Source organism: Bacteroidales bacterium, assembly GCA_029210725.1.
In the GTDB taxonomy this organism is placed as follows: Bacteria; Bacteroidota; Bacteroidia; order Bacteroidales.
Genome location: JARGFM010000002.1, coordinates 83,924 through 107,384, shown reverse-complemented (window position 1 = coordinate 107,384; position 23,461 = coordinate 83,924). Strand labels below are relative to the sequence as shown.

Sequence of the window (23,461 nt, the reverse complement as noted above, 5' to 3'; positions counted from 1 at the left end):
ATCGTCCATACACTCCGGGATGTTTTATACAATAATTAATATATTACATGAAATTGTCATGAGTGCATGAAATTGCTTTCAAATATCGGATCTTACTTTAATCTGATGGTAAGGACCTTTAGCCGGCCTGAAAAACACTCGATCCTGTATCGCCAAACAATGAGGGAGATAGAAAAGGTGGGCATCAACTCCTTTCCCATCGTGGTGGTCATCTCCCTTTTTGTGGGGGCCGTGATTACTATTCAAACCAATTTCAACATTGAGAATCCTCTCCTCCCCAAGTACCTGGTAGGAGTGACCGTAAGGGATTCTCTTCTGCTTGAATTTTCCTCCACCATGGTAGCACTGATCCTGGCCGGGAAAGTGGGTTCAAGTATTGCTTCCGAACTGGGAATGATGCGGATAACCGAACAAATTGATGCTCTGGAAGTGATGGGTATAAATTCAGCCTCCTACCTGATTCTTCCCAGGATAATTGCCGCCGTACTCTTCTTCCCCATATTATGCCTGCTCAGTATCATGGTTGGCCTCTTCGGAGGCTATCTTTCATGTATCCTGGGAGGAGTAATGCCCGCAAACGATTATATTTATGGCATTCAGTATGCCTTCTACCCCTATTATATAAGCTACGCTCTTACAAAAACAGTATTCTATGCCATTATTATCACTTCTGTTTCCTCCTATTTTGGCTATCATGTGAAAGGCGGAGCCGTAGAGGTGGGAAGGGCCAGTACCCGGGCCGTTGTTCAGAGCAGTATCCTGATTCTGCTTGCAAACCTGATTCTAACCAGAACCATACTTTCATGATTGAGGTCAAAGGCCTGTATAAAAAATATGACGGGGAGTATGTGCTCAATAATGTGAGTGCCAGGTTCGAACAAGGGAAATGTAACCTCATCATTGGCCGAAGTGGTTCAGGGAAAACTGTACTCCTGAAATCCATTGCCGGCCTGATTGAAGTGGATGAGGGAGAGATCTGGTACAATCAACAGAAATTCAGCCACCTGGATATCCAATCCAGACAAATTATCCGGAAAGAGATGGGAGTCCTTTTTCAGGGAGCAGCCCTGTTCGATTCCCTGACTGTGCAGGAGAATGTTCTCTTTCCTCTCGATATGTTCACCCAACAGAGCAGAAGTGAGAAATTGGACCGGGCCAATTTCTGCCTGGAAAGGGTAAGAGTAACGGGTTCCAACGGATTGTATCCCGCCGAACTAAGCGGCGGGATGAAAAAAAGGGTCGCTATTGCCCGCGCCATTACTCTAAATCCCAGGTATCTGCTTTGCGATGAACCCAATTCGGGACTGGACCCTGAAACCGGGATTGTCATCGATAACCTGATCAAGGAACTAACCGAAGAGTTTCAGATGACCACCATCGTAAATTCACATGATATGAATTCGGTTCTGGAGATCGGTGATAAGGTCATATTTATCTACAAAGGATGTCTTTGCTGGGAGGGTTCCAGAAAGGAGATTCTGCAGACAGATAATGAAGCACTTAACAATTTTGTTTTTGCTACCAATATGGCCAAGCAGATCAAGAGATCTTAGCCATATTCCGGAGCTAATAGACCAGGGGCCTGTCCCTGTCCGCTTTAGTAAACTTCCTGTATCCAAAAACAAAATTCATCCCAAACCAGAGCTTGGCCGACCGGACTTCCTGTGGCCAGAACACCGCATTCAGAATATTGTCGGAGATCACATAAATATTCAGGGGGCCTGCGTTTAATGAGATCCCGGCCCCGAAATTTTTATAATAGTCATTGATATAGGAGTAACTAAGTGTGAAACTGAGGAAACGTCCGGCCTGCATGTTTGCTGAGGCAGTAATCTGCTCCGCCACTGCCTCCCTTAAAACATCCGTCCTGGAAAGCAATCCTAAATTAATATTTGGGGTAAGGAACCAGGCAGCTCCGATGAAAAGTTTCGTATTCAGCCGCCGGCTGTAAATCCCTCCGGGGGTGAATTCTAATGCCCCGGCCAGAGAATCGCCAATCTGGGAGAAGGTGCTATCCAGCCAATCATCGAAGGTGAAATTATCATCTAAGTGTAAAGGATTGATTTCCTGGCTGGTAAAGTCATAATCAATCATATAGCTGAGCTCATGGACCTCATCGGTCCAGCGAATATAGCCGAGATCCAGGATGCTGGCACTCAGCAACCAGCGGTCTGAGGGCCTGAAGTCAATCCCCAGGTCGAAGCCCAGTCCAAAGTTCTTCCTGTTTAAGGCTGTTCTGGCAATGGTCCCCGGATCCAGGTTTTCCAAATCCTCATCAAGAATAATGTCTTCGATCATCCCTTCTTCATCATAAATCACCTCCGCAAAGGGAAGGGAGGCTTTAAATACCATGTTTGAACGAATGTTCCAGAGCTCTTCAGAGGTAGAAACGGCCAGGTCCGAACTGCTTGCACTCAGGTTCCCCAGGCCAAACAGTGCCTTTCCCCGGATTCCGATCTGCCAGTTATTACCAATGGCTCCGGACCAGCCCAGAGAGATCTCATCAAAAACCGACAGATCCACCCCGGTCCCATCCATCGTGTAAACTTCACCATCGTCAGCACCCTCCAGCACAAGCTTCGCCAGGTCGCCGGGATAGAAGAAATTCCCGTCCACCCTGGTCGTGACATCCAATGAAAAGAAGCCGATACCGGTACGAAATCCCATTGAAAACAACGAGGTCCCCACATCAGAAAGCACATAGTTCAATGGTTTAAGCTGCTTCAGAAAGGCTTGCTGATCACCCAAAGGATGAAGAAAGGTAATCAGGGAATCCTCTGTTGGATGCGGATAAATCAAATCGTCATAGGCCAGCGAACTTGAAGAGAGCTCCATACTTAAGGGAGCAATTCCCGGAATCCCAAAATAGAAACCGCATTCGGGCTGCCTTGCAGGATTAATCCTGTTTGCCTGTGGAACCCCGCGCATGAAATAAAGCGAGTTATCCGACTGGGCATTTAACAGCAAACTGGACCCCAGCATCAAACCGAGAAAAATGGCTATCCTGTTAAAAATCCTCATAGCTCCCTATTGTTTAACCGGAGATTGGCATAAAAAGAAATCTCAAAATCCAGTGAATAATCAGAATAGAATTTTACATACTGAGCTCCGGATCCTGCACTGACTATTCGTGCTTCGACCCGCATAAACCGGATTCGCTCCAGAACTCCAAATCTCTCTGCATCAAAACTGATACGTATATCCTTTTCACTGGGACGAAGCAGCTTGCCATCCTGGTCCACTTCGGAGGAAGACAGCAGCGGCGGAGTACCATCGAACAGGGAATCAAGAACCGTATATGACCCATCCAGCAGGTAAACCTGAAGTCCCAGCTGAAGAGGCAGCTCATTAAGGGTCGAGACAGAGACCTCCACATTTTTCACCATGGAGGTATCGACGCCTTCCTCCCCCCAGGAAAACTCTGATGTATCTTCCAGGACATATTCAGAAATACTGAGATCCAGGGGCAGTACAAATTCCGCCTCTGCCATAAACCTGCTGGTATCCAGCACAAAATGGTACTGATTTTGAGCACCAATGTTCCCGGTCACCCGGTAAGAAAGGGTATGCGGAGCTAAATTAAACAGATCCTGAAAATTGGAAGTCTGCTTGTTGATATGATACTCCCCGTATACGGTCTCCCCGATCATATCCATGTCCGGAGCAGGAATGATGAAAGGATGCCCTTCATAAAATTCCAGTGTTTCAGTACTGCCATCCTCCGCCGTGGCAATGACGCTGTCAACTGACAGTTCAAAGGGAATTCCCAGTGAATTTTCAATCGAAATAGTGATACGCGGATCGGCAATTTTTAAATGTGCCAGCTCAGGGACATCAGCGAAGATAGGAATATCCAGTACTCCACTCTCAGTAACCAGCTCTGCTGGATCCACATAACCAAACAGCCTGTAAAATCCCATATCCGTGAAATTGGAGTTGATATCGCAATAATCCCCCGGATTAACGGGATTGCCGCTATTGATCAAAGCCAGGTCATAATCCATCCGGAATACACTTGAATCTCCCTGCTGATCTGTTTCCAGGTAAAAGCCGTCCAGGTCGCGCATCTCTGTCCAGGTAAAGTTCCCACTTGCATCGTTAATCTCTATGGTATAGGTATATGGATTGCCGTCACTGTCTTTAATGTAATCGCTGCTAATGGTTAAGAACCCGGTATGCCGGAAACTGCTTTCCATGACAGTCTCCAGTTCGCCCCCCTTGAACAATACACTATCCAAACGGCTTTCTCCCGTTGTTTTGAATCCGAAGAACTTGCTTTTCCGAAAATGCACCGTATCTCCTATGGAACTGCCGATATATATGGGGTCATCCCCAATCTCCAAATCCAGATAGAATTCGCTGTAAAAACCGTCGACCATCAGATCAAGCGTATCTATCATCACCTCGGTCAGGGTATCCGAATAGCTGAGATAGATAAGGCCGTCTTCAAACTCTCCGGAATATCCCGAGGAATCCAGCCTGGCTACCAGATCACCCAGGTTCATGGAACCGCGTATCAGGGGAGCCACCAGATCTGTCTCAATCTCTATCTCATCGGACAATTTCTCCAGCTGAAAATACTCTTCCTGACAGGCCGTCAGAAAAAGGACTCCAGGCAGTAAGAATTTCAAACCATTTATTAAGGTTTTCATCATGACTACTCAATTGAATAATTGTAAAGGAAATTATTTTCACTTCCCACAATCAGATTAAATCTACTTTCTGAACCCTTAAAATACCCGATACTGTACCTGGTGGAACCTTCCAGGGGAAATCCTTCATAAAGCGAACCGTCAGAATTGATCAGATATATTCTGTTCCTGGAGCGATCGCTTATTCCGATTTTTACATCCGAAGCAGAGAATTTATAGATATCGGGGCGATCGTTTATGCGCTCCTTCACCTTATAATTGAACACTCGCTTGCCATCCTGCCCGACAACATCCAGTTCATTGCCATCTGCAAAAATATATTCGGGTACTCCGTCCCAGGTCAGATCTTCCATCGAAAAAAAATGATCCGGGGACAGCTCTGTGGATAGAAGACCGGAAACAGATCCATCCTGATAAATGGCTGTCACATTTCCGGAAGTATCCGTGGAGATCCATCTGGGTCTCTCCTCTCTTATATTCATATCGAGGGCAAGCGGATTATGTGGAGTTAAAACCACTCTCTCCTTTAAGCGGATTCTTTCCCTTCCCTGCCTGTCAAGAAAATAGGCACGGTTCTGATCAAGAGCCACAATATAATCTTTATCTCCGATTCTAAAATGTTGAATCTCGCCTGTAACCATCGATTCTGTTTTTCCAAACCTCCAGCCGGTAATCATATTCCCTTCAATATCATACAGATATATCTTTCGATCTTCTGTAGCTACACACAAACGGTAATTCCGGCTATTATCATAGTCAAAAATTGCCAGGGGATTGGTTGCATTGGATCTGAGCGAAATGGGGTAGCGCTCCACATAGTTCCCGTTCCGGTCAATTAAATGAATCTTCCCGGCCGTATTGAACAGGTACTGTAGTTTCCCGTTCCGGTAAAAATCCACCTGTTGCGCACTCCCCAGGATGGGGCCTTCAAGAGCTTGCTTCCACAATACCCTGCCGGTCCCGTTGATCAGATAGACTTTATTGGACAAATCCTGAACAAATATCTCCTTTTCCAGGGTATTATGATTGATAACCAGTGCCGGTTTGCTTGCAACAGCAGTATCCATCAGACTCTCCCAAACAGTCAGAGCCCTTTCTTTGATCTGAGAGGTATACTTACAACTGACACTTTGATAGAAAAGATCGCCTTCGGCACTGAATTGCACCACAACTCCCGGAATCCGGCGAATGAAGAGTTTCATGTTCTCCAGCCTGTCTTTCATTTTATCATTCAACATATCCTCTCTGTAGTCCAAAGAAGCGTAAGGTTTGAAAAACAGCGTGACATTGCTGCGGTTGGACATATAGTCTGAAATCTCCTTGAATACAGGATCGCTGATGAAAGTCTTATGCAGGACATTCTGATAAATCACCCTGGAGAGTGCATCTGCGGAAGGTCCAAAAATCAGGTAGTTTTCATACACAGTAAAATACTCATTGAAGAGCCGCCCGGCTGAGCTTTCCTTGAAAAAGGGATCCGGCAATTTGTATATGTTAAAACTTGTTTGTTTGTCCAGTTGATATACCGATCTCAGGGAGCCCATATCAAACGAGTGCAGCCTGAGGTACTGCCTAACCCAGTGCATCACCACATCCACGGTCTCGCCCCGGCTTCTGGTTTCTAGAATCAGAAACTCATCTTCCGGCTTTTGGGTCACTCCCTCAATAGCGAACCAGGCCATTTCATCTGCCACTATCCGGGACAGGTCGTCCAGGGGATCTATTCCGTACTGCTGACTGATTCGTTCAGATTCTGACTCAATTTCCGGGCCTTCGCCCAATCCATTCAAGAAAGAGAGGGCCTGATCCTTAAACTTTAACCTGTTACTTATTCCCAGATGGAGAAAAAAGCTTGTTCCCGAGGGCAGCATCTTATGCAATTCCATCTTCACCGGTGACTGCTCCCTGAAGGCTCCAAGGAACATGGGTTGTCCGGGATCGGCATAAGTCATTCCGTTCAGCGTCATGGACTCTTGTTTCACATCCAGATCCAATTCGCCCCAGGAGGATAGTCTGGATAGCAGATCCAGCTTTGGCCACTCCGACTCTTTAACAAAGGGGTGTAAAAGCTCGTTGAGTTTTTTATAGTTGACATAGAAGTTCGCGTGCACATACTTGCCCTTTGTCTCCTGCGCCCTTTGGAAGCCTGGTGCCGAGGCCAGGTTAACGCCGGAATGGATGGTTCGGATGGACTCCTCCACAAGCATGGAAGAGGAGCTGATCAGGCACAATCCCTCCGTGCAGGTAAAGGTGAATCTTCCGGGTACAAACCCGGGTTCGCCCGATACATCATAAACTACCTCCGTCTCATATTTTCTTTCATTCATCATGGTCCTCTTTTCAAAAAGCGCCAGCATCAAATGTTCAAAATCATTATCGCTGTGGGAAGATGAATAATCGAGGAACAACAAGGGAACAAGCTGGTCTTTGCCCACCTTATGGAGGGAGAGGCTTAAACCCTTATTTAACAGGAGCTCATTCAGCGACCCGGAGGAACGAATCTCCCCCAGAGCTGTATTCACTATAGAATCAAGCTCACTCCGGTGAATGAGATTGACAAAATCGATCCATGTCCGGCTTCCTGGCAGATAAGTCTCCGTGAGGTATCTGTAATCGATATCCTCAATGAAGAGAATCGCATTTTCCGGAACGGCTTTCTGCACTTCGACAGGCTCCTTTCTGTCTAAGCGCTTTACGAGAAAAACGATGACCAGTCCCAGACAGACTACCGCAAACAGCCCGGCATATATAAAGCGTTTGAGCATTCAGCTATAGTTTAAATCAAAAATAGGAATTTCAGGGGCAGGATTGATGGAAAATTACCAACAGTAAGATTGGTACAGTTTTTGTGTCAGCATTGGATGTTTTCTCATAGGATGATATATCGTACTCTCTTCTTTATAAGCATTTTAATTTCAGTTTCCCAGGTAAATGGACAGCAGATACGTATAACCGGCGCCTCCGATCGTTCTCCCATAGAAAACGTGGCTGTATTTAACACCACCAGGGAAAGATCAACCATCAGCGATTCTCTGGGTACGATAGAACTATCCATATTCCAGGCCAATGACAGCCTGATCTTCCAGCATCCCTCGTATCTCTCAAAAAGATGCAGCCGTGAAGATTTATCAGGCGTGAACCAGATAGTCCTGCAAAGAAAAAGGATCCAGATTGATGAATATGTCATATCTGCTTCCAAATACCGGGAGAGCAGCCTGGTCATTCCCTATATGGTGGATATACTGGAAGACCAGGTTCTGAAGGAGTCCTCCGGACTCACCTCGGCTGAGATCCTTCAGGAAACCGGAAATATAGCGATCCAGAAAACCCAGGGAGGTGGAGGAAGCCCAATTCTAAGAGGATTTGAGGCCAATAAGATACTCCTTGTGGTAGATGGGGTAAGATTAAACAATGCCATTTACCGCAACGGGCATCTTCAGAACTCGATCACCATCGATCACTCCATCCTTGAGCGAACAGAGGTCATTTTCGGGCCCACCTCCATTATGTATGGCAGTGATGCCCTCGGAGGAGTCATTCACTATTATACAAAGGATCCCGGCTTGGGCACAGACAGTACCACCCGGTTCAATGCCGGAGCCTACATGCAATATGCCTCTGCCATGGAGGCTAAAACAGGGCACCTGGACTTTTCAGCCGGCAGAAAGCGTTGGGCCGCACTAAGCAGCATCACCATCAAGGACCTGGGCGATATCCGGATGGGTGGCCGGAGGAGTCCGGACCTGGGTGACTGGGGGAAAGTCATGCACTACGTCGACCAGGTAAACGGGACGGATTCAATCTTTGCCAATCAAAACCCTCTGATCCAGAAAAACACTGCTTACCGCCAGCTGGATATCCTGCAAAAAATCAGGTATACCCCCTCTCAGTATGTGGACTGGATCCTGAATATGCAATATTCAAGCTCCTCGGATATTGACCGGCTGGACCAATTAAACGATTACAGTGGTGAGGAACTGAAATACGCGGAATACTATTATGGCCCTCAGAACAGATTCCTGGTATCCCTTAAAAATGTGCTGAAGAAAGACAAGCGCCTCTTCACCAATATGACGACCCTGGCTTCCTTTCAAAAAATCGATGAAGATCGCTATTCCCGCCAGTTCAGGAAAGAGGAACTCCTGGTACAGCAGGAAGATGTGATGGTTTTTGGCCTGAACCTGGACCTGGTGAAGATCTGGGGAGCCCGTCATAAGCTGCACTATGGAGCTGATTTTCATCACAATCTGCTTGTATCAGAAGCCTGGTATGAGAATACCCTCACGGGTGACCGACAGGCGGCGCAAACCCGCTATCCCGAGGGGGGCAGCCGGACCTGGAGCTCCTCTGCCTATGCCAGCTATAAATGGATCATGAACGATAAGCTGGTCCTGAACCTGGGTTCCCGGTATAACTGGGGAGCCATGCATTCCCTGTTTTCCAATCCCCTGCTACCATACGACCAGATAAGCATGGACCACGGTGCTCTTTCCGGAAGTGCGGGCATGGTCTACGCCCCCTCTGACCGCTGGCAGGTGAATGCGATTTTATCAACGGGATTCCGGAATCCAAACGTGGACGACTATGGCAAAGTGAGGGCCAAGGACGGCCTGGTCACTGTTCCCAATCCGGATCTCTCACCGGAGTATACCTATAATGCGGAAATCGGAATCAGCCGGTTTATCGAAGATTATATGAAGATACAGTTGGTAGGTTTTTTCAGCTACCTGGATGAGGCCATTGTCCGGACCGGCTACCAGCTGAACGGAGAGGACTCCTTATATTATGATGGTGATCTGTACCGGATAACAGCCAATTACAATGCGGGAGAAGCCTGTATTTACGGGGGGTCCCTGGGGATGACCGCCAGACTGAATAAACAAATCAGCCTGAAAGGGACGCTCAATTATACCCGGGGATACAACCTGAGCGATGAGGTCCCGCTGGGACATATTCCTCCCCTTTTTGGACGGACCTCGCTCAGCTACCGGAAAAACAGCTTTTTTTTAGATGCCTATGTTCTGTACCAGGGCTGGAAATATGCCCAAGACTTCTCTCCTTTTGGGGAGGACAATGAAGGAGAGGCCATGGAGGATGGGTTTCCTTCCTGGTGGACCGCCAATCTCAGGTTTGGTTTCGAGGCCGGGAGATACACGGATATCCTGTTATCGGCGGAGAACCTGCTGGACCGGTTTTATAAGCCTTACGCTTCCGGGGTGAGTGCACCGGGCCGCAATTTCATACTTACTGCCCGCTTTACCCTTTAGACCGTTGTAAGCCTCCTCCACTTTACTTACTTTCATAGCATGGAAAAGATCGATCCGGTCATTGAAGAGGGATGGAAATCGGTCCTGATGGATCAGTTCCAGTCTCCCTATTTCAGAACGCTTAAGGAGTTCTTGCTGGAAGAGAAAAAAAAGTACACCCTCTACCCCCCGAGAAAGCTGATTTTTAATGCCTTTCAGCGCACTCCTTTCGAAGAGGTCAAGGTGGTTATCCTGGGACAGGATCCCTATCATGGCAAAGGCCAGGCGCACGGGCTCTGCTTTTCGGTTCCCCACGGGATTCCCCAACCCCCGTCGCTGATGAATATTTTTAAAGAACTGCATTCGGATCTGGGGATTCCGGTACCGGTTCACGGGAATCTGGAAAAATGGGCCGGCCAGGGGGTACTCCTGATCAATGCCACCCTGACAGTACGCGACAGCCAGGCAGGCTCACATCAGAAAAAAGGCTGGGAAACCTTCACAAACCGGGTGATTGAGCTTGTTTCTCAGGAAAAGAGCGGCGTGGTCTTCCTGCTCTGGGGCCGCTTTGCCCAGGCCAAGGAGTCCCTGATTGACAGCAATAAGCACCTGATCCTGAAAGCCGCCCATCCATCCCCCCTGTCGGCATATAACGGGTTTTTTGATTGCCGGCACTTTTCGCAGACCAACGCCTACCTAGAACAACAGGGTAAAACAGCGATTGACTGGACCCTTTAAATAGTTTGGCACGCTCTTTGTTTTATATAAAGCGACAGTTCATCCAACATATTCCCTGACAACTTCGGGGCCAGGTCCGTCTCCACAGGCGGACTTTTACTTTTTATATAGCCCTGTTGGCAACCATCTGTCCCATATACACATCCTGAGTATAAACGAGCCTATAAAACATGGAAAAATTGAAAATTCTGCTCTTTTTGCTCCTTTCCGGATTAGTGGGATCATCCTGTCAGAAAGAGGATATAGATATGGACCTGAGGGAGAATGCCTGGAAAGTAGAAAAGATCCGGAAAAGCGGGCAATTTACCTTTACAGGTACAGATAGCAACTATATTCTTCAATTTGTCAGCGATGAAACTTATAATCTGAGACTGGATGTAAATACCTGCTTTGGCTCATACGATATTCCGGAGATAGGACGTGTGGAGATTCTGGCAATGGCTTGCACAAAAATCTGCTGTGATTCCGAGTTTGCCGAGGATCTTTCTCTCCTGCTTCCAAAAATGACTGGATATTACGCCAGGGGAGACGAACTTCACCTGGAAGGGGAGGGTAAAATAGTCCTCCTCAGACTCTAATCCGCCATTTACCCGAAGTATATGTTATCGAAGGGGTATTCCCTAAAGAGGCCTATTCTCAAAGATATCCCGAAGTATATGCTGCTGATATCGCCTATAAATATTCACGCAGTGAAGATTTTAAGCGGGGAGGCGGTATATACGAAGGGGTATGCCCTAAAAGGGCTTATATCCGATAATCTCCCGCACGTCCCGCAGGGTTCCGGATGCACTTTCCCGGGCTTTCTCGGCTCCCATCCTCACCACTTTCCGCAGATAGTCATCATCGTTGTAAATTTCATGGATCCGTTCCCGGATCGGACTGGTAAAAGTGATGATATCTTCAGCCAGCTGCTTTTTCAGGTCCCCGTAACGGATGCTGCAATCCAGGTAGGTTTCCCGGAAATGCTTCACCACATCCGGGGTGGACAGGAGCTCAAGCAGGTAAAACAGGTTGGCTACCGGTTCAGTCATAGGTGAATTGGGTTTCTGAGGTCCGGCATCGGTGACTGCCCGCATGACCTTTTTGCGAATCTCTGCGGGTTCATCCGCCAGGTAGATCCCGTTCCCCTCACTTTTCCCCATCTTGCCGGTCCCGTCCAGTCCGGGCACCTTGATCAGCTCTTCCCCGAAATTATAGGGTTGCGGCAGTGTGAAATATTCCACCTCATACATATGATTAAAGCGCTTGGCAAACTTTCGTGCCATTTCCAGGTTCTGTTCCTGGTCCTTGCCCACAGGCACCTTGTCTGAATTATGTATGAGGATATCCGCAGCCATCAGGACGGGGTAAGTAAGTAATCCCGCATTCACATTTTCCGGTTGCCTGCGGATCTTTTCCTTAAAGGTCGTGGTACGTTCCAGCTCACCCACATAGGCATTCATGCTGAGAAGGAGGTAGAGTTCCATGATCTCCGGGACATCGCTCTGGATATAGAGGGTGGCCACCTCCGGATCCAGCCCGGCTGCCAGGTATTCCGAAACAACGGTCCGGATATTGTGATGCAGGTTTTCCGGTTTGGGATGTGTGGTCAGGGCATGATAATCAGCCACAAAAAAGAAGCACCTGTTCTGGTGCTGCATCTTTACAAAATTCTTTATCGCACCAAAATAATTCCCCAGGTGAAGTTTCCCGGTAGACCGGATCCCGCTTAATACTGTGTCCATCGTGCAAAACTATAAAATGTTCTTGAAAAAACGTACTTTTGCCCCCATGACCACTACCCGCCAGCATAAAGTATCCAGGTTGCTTCAAAAAGAACTTGGTGAATATTTCCAGAGACAGGGTCCTGAAATTACCGGAGGAAAGATGGTTACGGTCACCGTGGTCCGGATCAGCCCGGATCTGGGAGTAGCAAAAGTTTATTTGAGCATCTTCCCGGCTGAAGAAGCGGATAAGGCTGTTCGGGCAATCTCTGAAAAAGCGGGAATGGTCCGCAGTCAACTGGGCAGAAAGCTTCGGAGCCAGTTAAGGCACATTCCGGAGTTCTCCTATTTCCTGGATGACTCCCTGGATTACATCGACCGGATCGATGGCCTTTTAAAAGATGATTAATGCAATACGATCCCATCAAGCACAGCCTGGGCAGAGTATTTAACCGGACCCCCCGGTTAAGGAAGTTTTTTTACAGGCTGCTGGACCTGCTCCTCTTACGCTCCTGGCATATTCGCCGTGAATTAAAAAAACTGAATGGGGAGGGATTCCATCCTGTAGAGATTGCAGATGCGGGATCAGGGTTTGGACAGTATGTCTATGATCTGTCCAAGCGCTATCCCGATGCCAGGATCACCGGCCTGGATATCAAACAGGAACAGGTGAACGACTGCAATCACTTTTTCTCTGCCATCCATCGTAGCGATAAGGTAAGGTTCAGACATGCGGATCTGACAAAGCTGGAAGTAAATGAAGAGTGGGACCTGGTACTCTCTGTGGATGTCATGGAGCATATTGAAGATGATCGTAGCGTATTCAGGCATATATACAGGGGCTTAAAAGAAGGAGGTGTGCTGCTGATCTCTACCCCTTCGGACCAGGGCGGATCGGATGTACATCACGAACATGATGAATCCTTTATCGACGAACATGTCAGGGATGGATATGGGGTGCAGGAGATCGAGGAAAAACTCAGAGAAGCCGGTTTTTCCAATATTCAGATCAACTACTCTTATGGCAAACCCGGTAAAATCTCCTGGAAACTCTCTATGAAGTATCCCATTTTGCTGGCCAATTTCAGTAAACTCTTCCTGATGGTGCTTCCATTATACTATCTGTTCGTTTATCCCTTTTGCTATCTGCTGAACATGGCCGATGTAAGGGGAGAACACCACACGGGCACCGGACTGATCGTGAAATGTAAAAAGTGAAGCTCTCCTTTTACATAGCAAGGCGCTACCTGCTGGGAAAAAAGTCCCAGAATGCCATCAATATCATTTCCGGTATTTCCGTACTGGGCATAACCACCGGCACCATGGCCCTGGTCATCGTTCTTTCAGTGTTCAACGGTTTTGATTCCATCGTAAAATCGCTTTATAATACCTTTGACCCGGAAATTAAGATTTCGGCCGTCAAGGGCAAGACCTTCGAACCCGATCCCAAAAATATGCAGGCTATCCGCTCACATCCCGGAGTTGTCGCACTCTCTGAAGTACTGGAGGAAAACGTACTGCTGCTGTACAACGACAGACAGCATATTGCCACGGTCAAAGGGGTGGATGAAGCCTTCAGGGATGTCTCCGGACTGGATTCCATGATTTATGACGGGGAGATGAAACTGAAAGACCAGAACAGGTCATACGCAGTGGTAGGCCAGGGGGTGGCTATCAACCTGGGGATCGGACTCAGTTTTATTGATCCCCTCTTTATCTATACCATCGACCGGAAAGCACGGATCAATATGTCCCAACCCGAGGAGTCGATCCGCAGGAATTTCATTTACCCTTCCGGAATATTTGCCATCGAACAAGACTTCGATTCCAGGTATATCATTTGTCCCATCGACTATGTGAGGGAACTGCTCTCCTATCAGGGAGAGGTCACACATCTGGAAGTAAAGCTGGACCCGGATTTCCCTGTTGAAGAGGTCCAAAAAGAGATCATGACCATCCTGGGGACGAACTTCCACGTTAAAAACAGGGAACAGCAAAATGAGCTGTTCTATAAGGTGATGAGATCAGAGAAATGGGCTATCTTCCTGATACTGACCTTTATTCTGATCATCGCCTCCTTTAATATCATAGGCTCCCTTTCCATGCTGATCATTGACAAGAAAAAGGATATCCTTGCGCTTCGTAACATGGGAGCTGGCAAGAAGCTGATCAAACGGATTTTCCTGGTAGAAGGCTGGCTCATTTCTGTGCTTGGCAGTGTAAGCGGTATTTTCCTGGGAACGGCCATCAGCTGGATCCAGCAACACTTTGGCGTGATTAAACTTACCGGAAACGGATCCTTTATTATTGATGCCTATCCGGTTCAAATTGAATTGCTTGACATTGGTCTTATCTGGATAACGGTGTTAATCATCGGCCTGATCGCTGCCAGGTACCCTGTGCAGCAGATCTCAAAAAAATACCTTGCAGCTGTCGAAAAGGGTACTATTGTTTAAAACTTTGCATCTCTCTTATTCTCAGAAGCTCTAATTTTATGTCAAGCTGCAAGCAATGTACATTATTGTCTGCAACCAATGACGGGATATTCCTGTTCTAGTGGGGTACTGCATGAATTTGAGGCCATATGAAAGCATTCCGATATATGATTCTACTGACTCTGACTCTGTCAGCTTCAGCTACTTTTCTACCGGCACAGGTGCTGTCCATCATCAATGTCAGCTCCACTCCAACCACCTGTTCAGATGGGACTGACGGAACGATCTCATTCGACATTTCAGGCGGAGTTGCCCCCTTCACATGGTATATATATGAAGGCGGGGGATTCCCGGTCGATTTTGGTGGTCCCACAAACAGCACCTCTATTACTTCGGTTGGCCGAAGAAAATTTAACTTTTACCTGATTGCCGTCCTGGACAATCTGGGTAATCCGGCCTATTATACCGCCAGCGTTGACGGTCCCGATCCCATGCTTATTACTTCTTACACCTCCACCGACATCAGCTGCAACAATGCCAACGATGGAAACATAACAGTAACTGCGACCGGCGAATCGGGGAGTTTTACCTTTATACTGGCCGGACCCGTTAACGGATCTAACAGCACCGGCGTTTTTACCAGTCTCCCGGGAGGAGATTATACAGTTACAGCAAGCGATGCAGGAGGCTGTCCATCCACGGATATAACTCCCCCGCTCACCATCATCAATCCCGATCAGGTCTTAGCCACCCTGGACAACATCACCGATGCCGGCTGCTTTGGTGCCTTTACCGGATCCGTTTCAATCACCCCCACCGGGGGTACCCCCTCGGGAACAGGCACCGGATATACGTATGCATGGACCGGACCCTCGGGCTACACCTCCACAGACGAAGATATCTCCCTGGTGGAAGCAGGTGACTATTTTGTAACCATAACAGATGGAAACGGCTGTTCCTCCGCTTTGGGACCCTATACGGTGGGTCAGCCTACTCAGATCAATCCGGTCCTGGATGGAACAACTGATGTAAGCTGCAACGGCGGCAGCGATGGCACCATATCCCTGAGCACCAGCGGAGGTGCCGGAGGATATACCTATGCATGGGTTGGCGAGGTGAGCGGACCGGTATCCACGGATGAGGACCCGCTTAACCTTCCTGCAGACACTTACAGCCTTACTGTCACGGATGTAAGTGGATGCTACCGGGACCTCCCTGCTTTTGTGACTATCAGCCAACCGGATCCACTGGCCGTTCTTGTGAATTCCACGATCCCCGTTTCCTGCAACGGGGATAATGACGGTTCCGCACAGATCACTGTGACCGGAGGATCGGCCCCGTATACTTTTGTATGGTCAGGCTCCACCACCCCCTATTCTTCCTCTGAAGAAGACCCCACGACCATGCCGGCCGATGTATATTCGGTGACCATATCAGATGATCATAGTTGTGTAGTGGCATTCCCCGATGTGCTGGCCATTACCGAACCCTCCCCCATCAGCATGACCGTGGACGGAAGCACCGACGTTTCCTGCTTCGGTGGCAACGACGGGCAGATCCGGATAACACCCTCGGGGGGAACGGCCCCGTATACCTTTGAATGGCTCGGGGCTTCAAGCAGCCACAGTTCAAACGCCGAAGACCCGGACGACCTTCCCGCCGATAGTTACACCCTGACCATTACCGATAACAACTCCTGTGTGCTTACTTACCCGGATATTGTTACCATCGAAGAACCTGCCCAGCTGGATGTGACTGTGGATTTGATTGGGCAGGTAGACTGTTTTGGAGCCTCTACAGGACTTATTGAAATTACCCCCGCTGGCGACACCCCCGCTTACCTGTTTTCCTGGAGCGGTCCCGGCGGGTTTACTGCCACCACAGAGGATATCTCAGGCCTGGCGGCCGGAGATTACAGTCTGAGCATCTCCGATGATCACGGTTGCACCCGGGATTTCCCCGATCTGGTAACTATCAACGAAAATCCGCTTATCACCGCTTTATTTTCTGTCACAGACCTGAACTGCGGAATGCCTTTGCCCAGCAATGATGGCGCCATTGATGCCAGCATTTCCGGGGGCATCCCAGGCTACACCTATCTCTGGACCGGACCCAACGGCTTTAATGATAACAGCGAAGATATCTCCGCCCTGGAACCGGGGACCTATGTGCTGGAAGTCACCGACAACCTGGGGTGTGTGGAAATAATGTCCCCGCAGACGGTGGATGCCCCTCCAGCCCTTACAGCCACCACCACCCAGGGAGATATTGACTGTTTTGGAGCAGGGAACGGCTCCATAAATCTTTCTGTTTCCGGTGGAACAGCCCCCTATGCTTTTGCCTGGACCGGCCCCGGTGGCTTTATGGACAACACCGAAGATATCTCTGGACTGGAAGAAGGAGCCTATAGTGTCACCGTCACCTATTCCGGCACATGCGTGGTGCCCTTTACCGATATTGCCACCATTGCCGAATCGCCCGAAATCCAGGTGGCCTCGGTAAAAACAGATATCTCCTGCGGAGGATTGACCGATGGCGCTATTGCTATTAGTGTGACAGGAGGGGTGGCCCCCTATCTCTTTGCCTGGACAGGGCCAAATGGCTTCCTTTCAGCCTCGGAGGATCTGAACGGACTGGAAGCCGGCAGCTACAGTTTAAGCATTACCGATGGGAATGGATGTATGGTCAGTTTTCCAAATCTGGAGACCATCATTGAACCGGCCTCTGTAACGGCCACCTATGTGTCTCATCAGGATGTCCTCTGTCACGGGGATGCAAGCGGGTCCATAGAGATCGATGTAAGCGGAGGCTTAGCTCCCTATATTTTTGACTGGACCAACAGCTCGGGAGGCAGTGCCTCCGGCCTGGAGGACCCCGTGGGCCTGCCGGCCGGTACCTACTCCCTGGTGATTACCGATGCCAGCAGTTGTGCTTTCAGTTTTCCGGATCTGGCCATTATTACGGAACCTCCGCTTCTGACCGTCGACCTGGTTAAAACAGATATCAGTTGTTACGGATCCGCCGACGGTACGATAACAGTTGCCGCAGCAGGCGGATCCGGGCCCTATGAGTACTCCAGCGATGGCAGCACCTACCAGGCTGCCAATAACTTCGGACCACTGGCTCCGGGCTTCTATACCATCCGGACCAGGGATGCCAACCTGTGCACGGTCACCGATACCATCACCCTCCCGGAACCGGCGGAGATCCTTATCCAGAGTGAGACCGGCACTTACCTGTGCCATGGAGCCCTGCTAGGGGAGATCTCCATTAACGGGGTTAGCGGAGGAGTTGGCCCCTATACTTACTCCATCAACGGGGGAACAGACTTCTTTGCCTCCAGTCTTTTTACCGGTCTGGCTCCGGGAAGTTACCAGACCGTCGTTATGGATGCCACCGGATGCAGTATACCCGGTAATCTGAATGTTCTTACCGAACCTGCACCCATTCAAATTTCTTTCTTTGACCAGGAGGATATCACCTCCTGTTCAGACAGCAACGAGGGAAGAATTCTCATTACTGGTGCCGGTGGCACGGGATCCATCACTTATTCATTAAACGGAGATCCCCCTGTTTCTGCAGGAGATTTTCAAAATTTGCCCGGGGGAATCCATTTGCTTAGCCTGTTTGATGATAATGCCTGCATCCTGGATACCACGGTGGAGATCCTGGCCCCGCCCCCGCTTTCCATTGACAATATCATTGGCTCTCCGGTAACTCCCTGCAACGGGGATGCCAATGGAGAGCTGGAAGTTACCGGGTCGGGGGGAACCGCTCCACTGGAATATTCCCTGGATGGAGTCACCTACCAGTCAGACGGAACCTTTAGCGGCTTAAGCGCCGGCGATTATAGTACCTGGATGCGGGATGCCAACGGATGTTTCCTTACAGCATCCGCAAGTATCTCCGAACCGGCACCTGTGCTGGCCACCGTGATAAAAACGGATGCCACTTATGGGAATCCGGGAACCATCTCCATCTCCGGTATCTCCGGAGGGACGGCGCCCTATGAATATTCCATCAACGGCCTGGCCGGTCCTTTCAGTGATATAACAGACTACTCCGGCCTGGCTCCGGCCAGTTATCAGGTGATTGTCCGGGACCAGGACGGATGTACCTATGAAGAGATCGTTCTGATCCTGGATACCCCGCCACTGGACGTGCTGGTCAATATATCACACCTGAGCTGTTTTGGAGCCAACGATGGTTCCATTGAATTTGTGCCCCAGGATGCTGAGGGAGCTGTACAGTACTCCATCGATATGGGCTTAAGCTTTGTAACTGATCCACTGTTTGAGAACCTGCCGGGCAATATGACCTACCAGCTGGTGGCCCTGGATGAGGCAGGTAAACTCTTCACGGGTACGGTTACCATCAACGAACCTGCTGAGATTTTGTTAAACTACACGATTACTCCCGCTCAATGCAATGTTTTTAGTGAAACAGGTGCCATTGAGATCAGCGTGTCGGGTGGATCCGGCGGCTTCGACTTCCTTTGGTCTGATGATAGTACTTCTGAAGACCGCCTGAATATACTGGCCGGTGAATACGGGCTGCTCATTACAGATGGTTCCGGCTGTACCCTTACAGATACGATCAGCGTTTTCAGTGAGGTGACCGTAACAGCGGATGCCGGGGAAGATGTAAGCATCTGCTCCGGAGCCTCTGTCCAGCTGCAGGGGGCCGGGAACGGAGTACCCTCCTGGGCTCCGGGTTCCTACCTTACCGACCCGGCCCTTCTTGATCCGGTGGCTGGTGGAATGACAGAATCAACCCCCTTTGTGTTAACCATCACCGAAACTGCCAGCTCTTATGGGTGCTACAACACCGATACGGTCTGGGTGAACCTCCATCCCTTAACCGGTCTGGATGTAACTCCGGATACCTTTGTCATCAAAGGTCAGTCCATCCATTTGGAAGCTGCAGGCGGACCCTTTGAACAGTACAGATGGGAACCAGCTACCGGACTGGACAACGCTTCGGTATCCAATCCCGTGGCCACACCCCTCGTACCAACCAGGTATTATGTTTTTGCCCTGAACGCTTACGGCTGTGAGGAGGCAGCCTCGGTATTTGTGGATGTGATCGAAGATATCCAGGCTTATAACGTCTTCTCGCCCAATGGCGATGGCATTAATGAATATTTTGAAATCAGAAATTCCGAACGTTTTCCGGAGATGCTGGTAGAGGTGTATAGCAGGTGGGGAGATCAAATCTTCTCCACCGTGGGATATGGAAGTGGAAACGAGTGGGACGGTACAGTCCGGGGGAAAGAGGCGCCTTTAGGGACCTACTATTATATCATTGTCCCCTACCCGGGTGCCGAACCGATTTCAGGTAACGTAACAATAATCAGGTAGCATGAGACGGGTTACATCCATTATATTATTCACAGTCATTGCAGGGTCGACCGGAGTTTCGGCACAACAAATGCCCCATTATACCCAGTATATGTTTAATGATTTTGTAATCAACCCGGCCATTGCCGGAGTCTTTGATTATTATCAGATCAGGACCAATCACAGGTTTCAGTGGGTGGGGCTCATGGATCCTCCCATGACCAACTCCATCGGTTTTTATGGTCCGCATGACAACCTGGATATGGGTTATGGAGGATATATTTACAGCGATGTCACAGGGCCCACCAGCCGGGCAGGGATTACGGGTTCCTATGCTTATAATATTGCCGTTACCAGCGATATCAGGCTCTCTATGGGGCTGTCTGCCAGTATTATGCAGTATCGCATCGATGGAACTCAGCTGAATCCGGCCGATGTTTCTGACCCCAGTATCCTGAATCTGGTCAGCACCAATTACCTGCCCGATGCCGGACTCGGTCTCTATCTCTACGCGGAACAGTTTTACGTGGGACTTTCAGTGGCCCAGCTTCTGAACAACAGCATCAAGATCTTTGATAATATAAAGGGTCTAAACCGCCTGAAATCACATATAAACCTGATTGGGGCTTACCGCTTCCGGGTGCAGGAAGACTGGCTTATAGAGCCCTCGCTGATGATCAAGGGAACTGCTCCCAAAGAATTTACCTTCGACCTTACAGGGAGAGTCGAATGGCAGCGTATGCTCTGGGGAGCTGTATCCTACCGCTTTCAGGATGCCATCGGCATCATGGTGGGTTACAGCTTCGATGAAACGCTTTTCTTTGGCTATGCCTATGATATTGGGATATCCGCCATAAGGAAATACCAGACCGGATCCCATGAAATCATGATTGGTTACCGTTTTAATGATATCAAGTAATGTCGGGCCGCAAGCTGTATCCATTGTTCCTTTTGGTTTTTATGCTGTTCAGTTTTACTGCATGCCAGAAGAAGCAAAAAATCACCGGGGACGAATTCGTCGACCGGAAGGTACTTGTAAGTGTTTTGGTGGATATTCATCTGGCCGATGGTTTATCCAACGACCGCAAATTTCACAGAAGGTATGACGTGGACAGTATCGATATACTTACTCCAATCCTGGAGAAACACCAGATATCCCGCCAGAAGTTCGATACCACCATGTTTGTCTACAGCAGAGATCCGGAGCTTCTGGACCAGGTTTACAGCGATGTACTGATTCAACTGAATGTAATGCTGGACGAGATTAACAAAGACCCGGGGATTAATACAGAAGAATAGTCCCCAGTACCACAGCCAGGCCCACAAGAAATCCTGATAGCACGGCACTCCAGTGAGTCCCCTGCGCCAGCCTCGAGCTGCCCGATAATCCCGCTGCCAGGAGTGAAAGCATAAGCAGTCCCTCCAGGGGAGTCTCATACATATAAATCAGCGCAATAATCAATCCTGTCAAGCCCCCCGGTGCTGCCGTATAAACAGATACTCTGAATTTAAGATTCAGGGCCAGGACTATAAAAAAAGTGCCTGTCACCGACAGAACATAGGCATCAATAACCTGGCTCAGGGGAAGCCTTTTGAAATAGACAAAAGTAATGATATAGAGTATCAGGATGATGATCTGAGGAACAAGTTGCTCCTCCCTGGCGGGGATCTCCCCATTTTTCGTCAGCAGGTTCCTGTAGTGAAGAACCGGAAGCATCATTAAAGGGAAAACCAGCGTTCCCAGCACCAGCACATATACAATGGCACGCTTGGCTGCAGGATCAAGCAAAGAGAGATAGGTTCCCGAGTTCAGTATGATTAACAGCCCCAGGGTGGGCATAAGTAAGGGATGCAACAGATAGGAGATAAGTGGAGCTGCTTTCTTCATATCCTCCCTTAAAGCTCTTTTCTTAAACGGGCTACCGGTACTCCCAGTTGCTCCCTGTATTTGGCCACTGTCCGGCGGGCTATCTGATATCCCTTCTCATTCAGGATTCCCATCAGCCGGTCGTCTGTCAAAGGCTTTCTTTTATCCTCATTCTCGATACATTCCTGCAGGATCTTTTTAATCTCCCTGGTGGAAACTTCTTCACCGCTGTCGGTTTGCATCCCTTCCGAAAAGAAATATTTCAGAGCGAAAATGCCAAAATGAGTCTGGATGTATTTGCTGTTCACTACCCTGGATATGGTGGAGATATCCAGATTGGTCATATCGGCAATATCTTTCAGAATCATCGGACGCATCCTGGTCTCATCGCCTTCAATAAAATAGTCTTTCTGATACTCCAGAATGGCATTCATGGTTAGCAACATGGTATTCTGCCTCTGCCGGATCGCATCAATAAACCATCTGGCTGAATCCAGCTTCTGTTTTACGAAAGTGATGGCATTCTTTTCATCTTTACTGGCCGAAGATTTATTGGCATTGTAGCTTTCAAACATATCCGAATAGGTCCGGCTAAGCCTTAGTTCGGGAACATTTGATGAATTCAGATACAAAAGAAGGTTCCCCTCATTCTCTTCAAGAATAAAATCGGGGACAATGTGATGGAAGGATTTTGACTGAGAATCGCCCATAGCCCCACCCGGTTTGGGATTTAGCTTTAAGATCTCCTCCAGGGCCATCTTCAGCTCCCCCTCATAGATATTGAGGCGCTGAATGATCTTATCGTAGTGCTTATTGGTAAACTCCTCAAAATTATTTTTCAGGATGGAGTGTGCCAGTTTTATCACCGGCTGCTCCAGATCCTTTCTTCTGATCTGGAGTAAAAGACACTCCTGCAGACTCCTGGCACCAACACCGGCAGGATCCAATTCCTGTATGATCATCAGAACTTTATACAGCGATTCATAATTAGTTTCCAGACCCAGCGAGAAGGCCAGATCATCCGCTATGGCCTCCAGTTCCCGGCGCAGGTAGCCATCATCGTCAATATTGCCAAGGATATACTCGGCCAGCACCTCCTGCTCCTCCGTGAGCTTTCTTAATCCCAGCTGACTTTTCAGCTGTTCACGAAAGGTGTTGCCCAGCGAAAATGGAATTTCTTCCCGTTTTTCATCAGCGGAATAGTTCTGAGCATTCAGCCTGTAGCTGGGTATATCATCATCCTGCATATAGTCTTCCAGCGAAAACTCTTCCAGCTGATCAGCAGTCTGCTCCTCTTTGGGCTCCTCCTGCTCGTTATACTCCATCTCCTCGGCGCCCTCTTCCAGAACCGGATTCTCCTCCAGTTCCTTTTTAATCCTCTGCTCCAGCTGAATAGCAGGAATCTCCAGGAGTTTGATCATCTGGATCTGCTGCGGAGACAGCTTTTGAAGTAATTTCTGCTGAAGCCTCTGTTTAAGCAT

The 23,461-nt window shown here is 48.7% G+C and carries 17 protein-coding genes; 11 read left to right on the top strand and 6 right to left on the bottom strand.

The features are described from left to right. Positions 1 to 66: 66 nt before the first annotated feature. Together P1P86_01755 and P1P86_01750 are read left to right on the top strand one after the other, a co-directional pair. On the top strand, positions 67 to 807 hold the full coding sequence (locus tag P1P86_01755; protein ID MDF1573903.1) for an ABC transporter permease: 741 nt from the start codon (positions 67 to 69) through the stop codon (positions 805 to 807). After that, positions 804 to 1,553 carry an ATP-binding cassette domain-containing protein gene (locus P1P86_01750; protein ID MDF1573902.1) on the top strand — a complete coding sequence of 250 codons (750 nt, stop codon included), beginning with the start codon at positions 804 to 806 and terminating at the stop codon, positions 1,551 to 1,553. The genes P1P86_01755 and P1P86_01750 overlap by 4 nt, the downstream gene beginning before the upstream one ends. A 13-nt stretch (positions 1,554 to 1,566) precedes the next feature. Here P1P86_01750 and P1P86_01745 read toward each other — a convergent pair whose 3' ends face one another. Genes P1P86_01745 through P1P86_01735 form a run of 3 tightly spaced genes read right to left on the bottom strand, consistent with a single transcriptional unit; the run spans position 1,567 to position 7,417 of the window. After that, entirely contained in the window at positions 1,567 to 3,021 is a 1,455-nt protein-coding gene (locus tag P1P86_01745) for a DUF5723 family protein (protein MDF1573901.1), read from the bottom strand. Next, a complete protein-coding gene (locus tag P1P86_01740; protein MDF1573900.1) occupies positions 3,018 to 4,652 on the bottom strand; it encodes a hypothetical protein in 1,635 nt (544 codons plus the stop codon). The genes P1P86_01745 and P1P86_01740 overlap by 4 nt, the downstream gene beginning before the upstream one ends. 5 nt (positions 4,653 to 4,657) lie before the next feature. Then, positions 4,658 to 7,417, bottom strand: coding sequence for a hypothetical protein (locus P1P86_01735; GenBank protein MDF1573899.1), 2,760 nt, complete (start codon positions 7,415 to 7,417; stop codon positions 4,658 to 4,660). Positions 7,418 to 7,528: 111 nt separating this feature from the next. Between P1P86_01735 and P1P86_01730 the strand changes: the two genes are divergently transcribed. The 3 genes from P1P86_01730 (at position 7,529) to P1P86_01720 (ending at position 11,214) form a co-directional block, all read left to right on the top strand. Continuing rightward, a complete protein-coding gene (locus P1P86_01730; protein MDF1573898.1) occupies positions 7,529 to 9,919 on the top strand; it encodes a TonB-dependent receptor in 2,391 nt (796 codons plus the stop codon). Positions 9,920 to 9,967: 48 nt separating this feature from the next. Beyond that, positions 9,968 to 10,636 (top strand): uracil-DNA glycosylase, encoded by a 669-nt coding sequence (gene ung / locus P1P86_01725; GenBank protein MDF1573897.1) that lies wholly within the window; start codon positions 9,968 to 9,970, stop codon positions 10,634 to 10,636. A gap of 170 nt (positions 10,637 to 10,806) precedes the next feature. Further along, complete coding sequence (locus tag P1P86_01720; GenBank protein MDF1573896.1) at positions 10,807 to 11,214, top strand: META domain-containing protein; 408 nt, start codon at positions 10,807 to 10,809, stop codon at positions 11,212 to 11,214. A gap of 156 nt (positions 11,215 to 11,370) precedes the next feature. Here P1P86_01720 and trpS read toward each other — a convergent pair whose 3' ends face one another. Then, positions 11,371 to 12,360 carry a tryptophan--tRNA ligase gene (gene trpS, locus P1P86_01715; protein ID MDF1573895.1) on the bottom strand — a complete coding sequence of 330 codons (990 nt, stop codon included), beginning with the start codon at positions 12,358 to 12,360 and terminating at the stop codon, positions 11,371 to 11,373. Between the two features lie 46 nt (positions 12,361 to 12,406). Here trpS and rbfA point away from each other — a divergent pair, with 46 nt between their 5' ends. The 6 genes from rbfA (at position 12,407) to P1P86_01685 (ending at position 21,412) form a co-directional block, all read left to right on the top strand. Then, on the top strand, positions 12,407 to 12,748 hold the full coding sequence (gene rbfA, locus P1P86_01710) for a 30S ribosome-binding factor RbfA (GenBank protein ID MDF1573894.1): 342 nt from the start codon (positions 12,407 to 12,409) through the stop codon (positions 12,746 to 12,748). Next, positions 12,748 to 13,557, top strand: a complete 810-nt coding sequence (locus tag P1P86_01705; GenBank protein MDF1573893.1) for a class I SAM-dependent methyltransferase — start codon at positions 12,748 to 12,750, stop codon at positions 13,555 to 13,557. The genes rbfA and P1P86_01705 overlap by 1 nt, the downstream gene beginning before the upstream one ends. Next, on the top strand, positions 13,554 to 14,795 hold the full coding sequence (locus P1P86_01700; GenBank protein ID MDF1573892.1) for an ABC transporter permease: 1,242 nt from the start codon (positions 13,554 to 13,556) through the stop codon (positions 14,793 to 14,795). Before P1P86_01705 ends, P1P86_01700 begins: the two co-directional genes overlap by 4 nt. A 128-nt stretch (positions 14,796 to 14,923) precedes the next feature. Continuing rightward, positions 14,924 to 20,134, top strand: coding sequence for a gliding motility-associated C-terminal domain-containing protein (locus tag P1P86_01695; protein MDF1573891.1), 5,211 nt, complete (start codon positions 14,924 to 14,926; stop codon positions 20,132 to 20,134). 1 nt (position 20,135) lies between these two features. Continuing rightward, on the top strand, positions 20,136 to 21,032 hold the full coding sequence (locus P1P86_01690) for a type IX secretion system membrane protein PorP/SprF (GenBank protein ID MDF1573890.1): 897 nt from the start codon (positions 20,136 to 20,138) through the stop codon (positions 21,030 to 21,032). Next, complete coding sequence (locus P1P86_01685; GenBank protein MDF1573889.1) at positions 21,032 to 21,412, top strand: DUF4296 domain-containing protein; 381 nt, start codon at positions 21,032 to 21,034, stop codon at positions 21,410 to 21,412. Before P1P86_01690 ends, P1P86_01685 begins: the two co-directional genes overlap by 1 nt. On the opposite strand, the gene P1P86_01680 is transcribed toward P1P86_01685, so the two are convergent. Beyond that, positions 21,396 to 22,001: a hypothetical protein gene (locus P1P86_01680; protein ID MDF1573888.1), complete on the bottom strand. Its 606-nt coding sequence runs from the start codon at positions 21,999 to 22,001 to the stop codon at positions 21,396 to 21,398. The two genes, P1P86_01685 and P1P86_01680, sit on opposite strands and share 17 nt — an antisense overlap. Before the next feature lie 8 nt (positions 22,002 to 22,009). Further along, a complete protein-coding gene (gene rpoN / locus P1P86_01675; GenBank protein ID MDF1573887.1) occupies positions 22,010 to 23,461 on the bottom strand; it encodes an RNA polymerase factor sigma-54 in 1,452 nt (483 codons plus the stop codon).

Bases quoted from the DNA above. Each gene is read 5' to 3' on its own strand.
- P1P86_01745 (MDF1573901.1), bottom strand. From the start codon at position 3,021: ATGAGGATTTTTAACAGGATAGCCATTTTTCTCGGTTTGATGCTGGGG.
- P1P86_01755 (MDF1573903.1), top strand. From the start codon at position 67: ATGAAATTGCTTTCAAATATCGGATCTTACTTTAATCTGATGGTAAGG.
- P1P86_01720 (MDF1573896.1), top strand. From the start codon at position 10,807: ATGGAAAAATTGAAAATTCTGCTCTTTTTGCTCCTTTCCGGATTAGTG.
- P1P86_01730 (MDF1573898.1), top strand. From the start codon at position 7,529: ATGATATATCGTACTCTCTTCTTTATAAGCATTTTAATTTCAGTTTCC.
- rbfA (MDF1573894.1), top strand. From the start codon at position 12,407: ATGACCACTACCCGCCAGCATAAAGTATCCAGGTTGCTTCAAAAAGAA.
- P1P86_01705 (MDF1573893.1), top strand. From the start codon at position 12,748: ATGCAATACGATCCCATCAAGCACAGCCTGGGCAGAGTATTTAACCGG.
- rpoN (MDF1573887.1), bottom strand. From the start codon at position 23,461: ATGCTTAAACAGAGGCTTCAGCAGAAATTACTTCAAAAGCTGTCTCCG.
- P1P86_01685 (MDF1573889.1), top strand. From the start codon at position 21,032: ATGTCGGGCCGCAAGCTGTATCCATTGTTCCTTTTGGTTTTTATGCTG.
- P1P86_01690 (MDF1573890.1), top strand. From the start codon at position 20,136: ATGAGACGGGTTACATCCATTATATTATTCACAGTCATTGCAGGGTCG.
- P1P86_01750 (MDF1573902.1), top strand. From the start codon at position 804: ATGATTGAGGTCAAAGGCCTGTATAAAAAATATGACGGGGAGTATGTG.
- P1P86_01740 (MDF1573900.1), bottom strand. From the start codon at position 4,652: ATGAAAACCTTAATAAATGGTTTGAAATTCTTACTGCCTGGAGTCCTT.
- P1P86_01680 (MDF1573888.1), bottom strand. From the start codon at position 22,001: ATGAAGAAAGCAGCTCCACTTATCTCCTATCTGTTGCATCCCTTACTT.
- trpS (MDF1573895.1), bottom strand. From the start codon at position 12,360: ATGGACACAGTATTAAGCGGGATCCGGTCTACCGGGAAACTTCACCTG.
- P1P86_01735 (MDF1573899.1), bottom strand. From the start codon at position 7,417: ATGCTCAAACGCTTTATATATGCCGGGCTGTTTGCGGTAGTCTGTCTG.
- P1P86_01695 (MDF1573891.1), top strand. From the start codon at position 14,924: ATGAAAGCATTCCGATATATGATTCTACTGACTCTGACTCTGTCAGCT.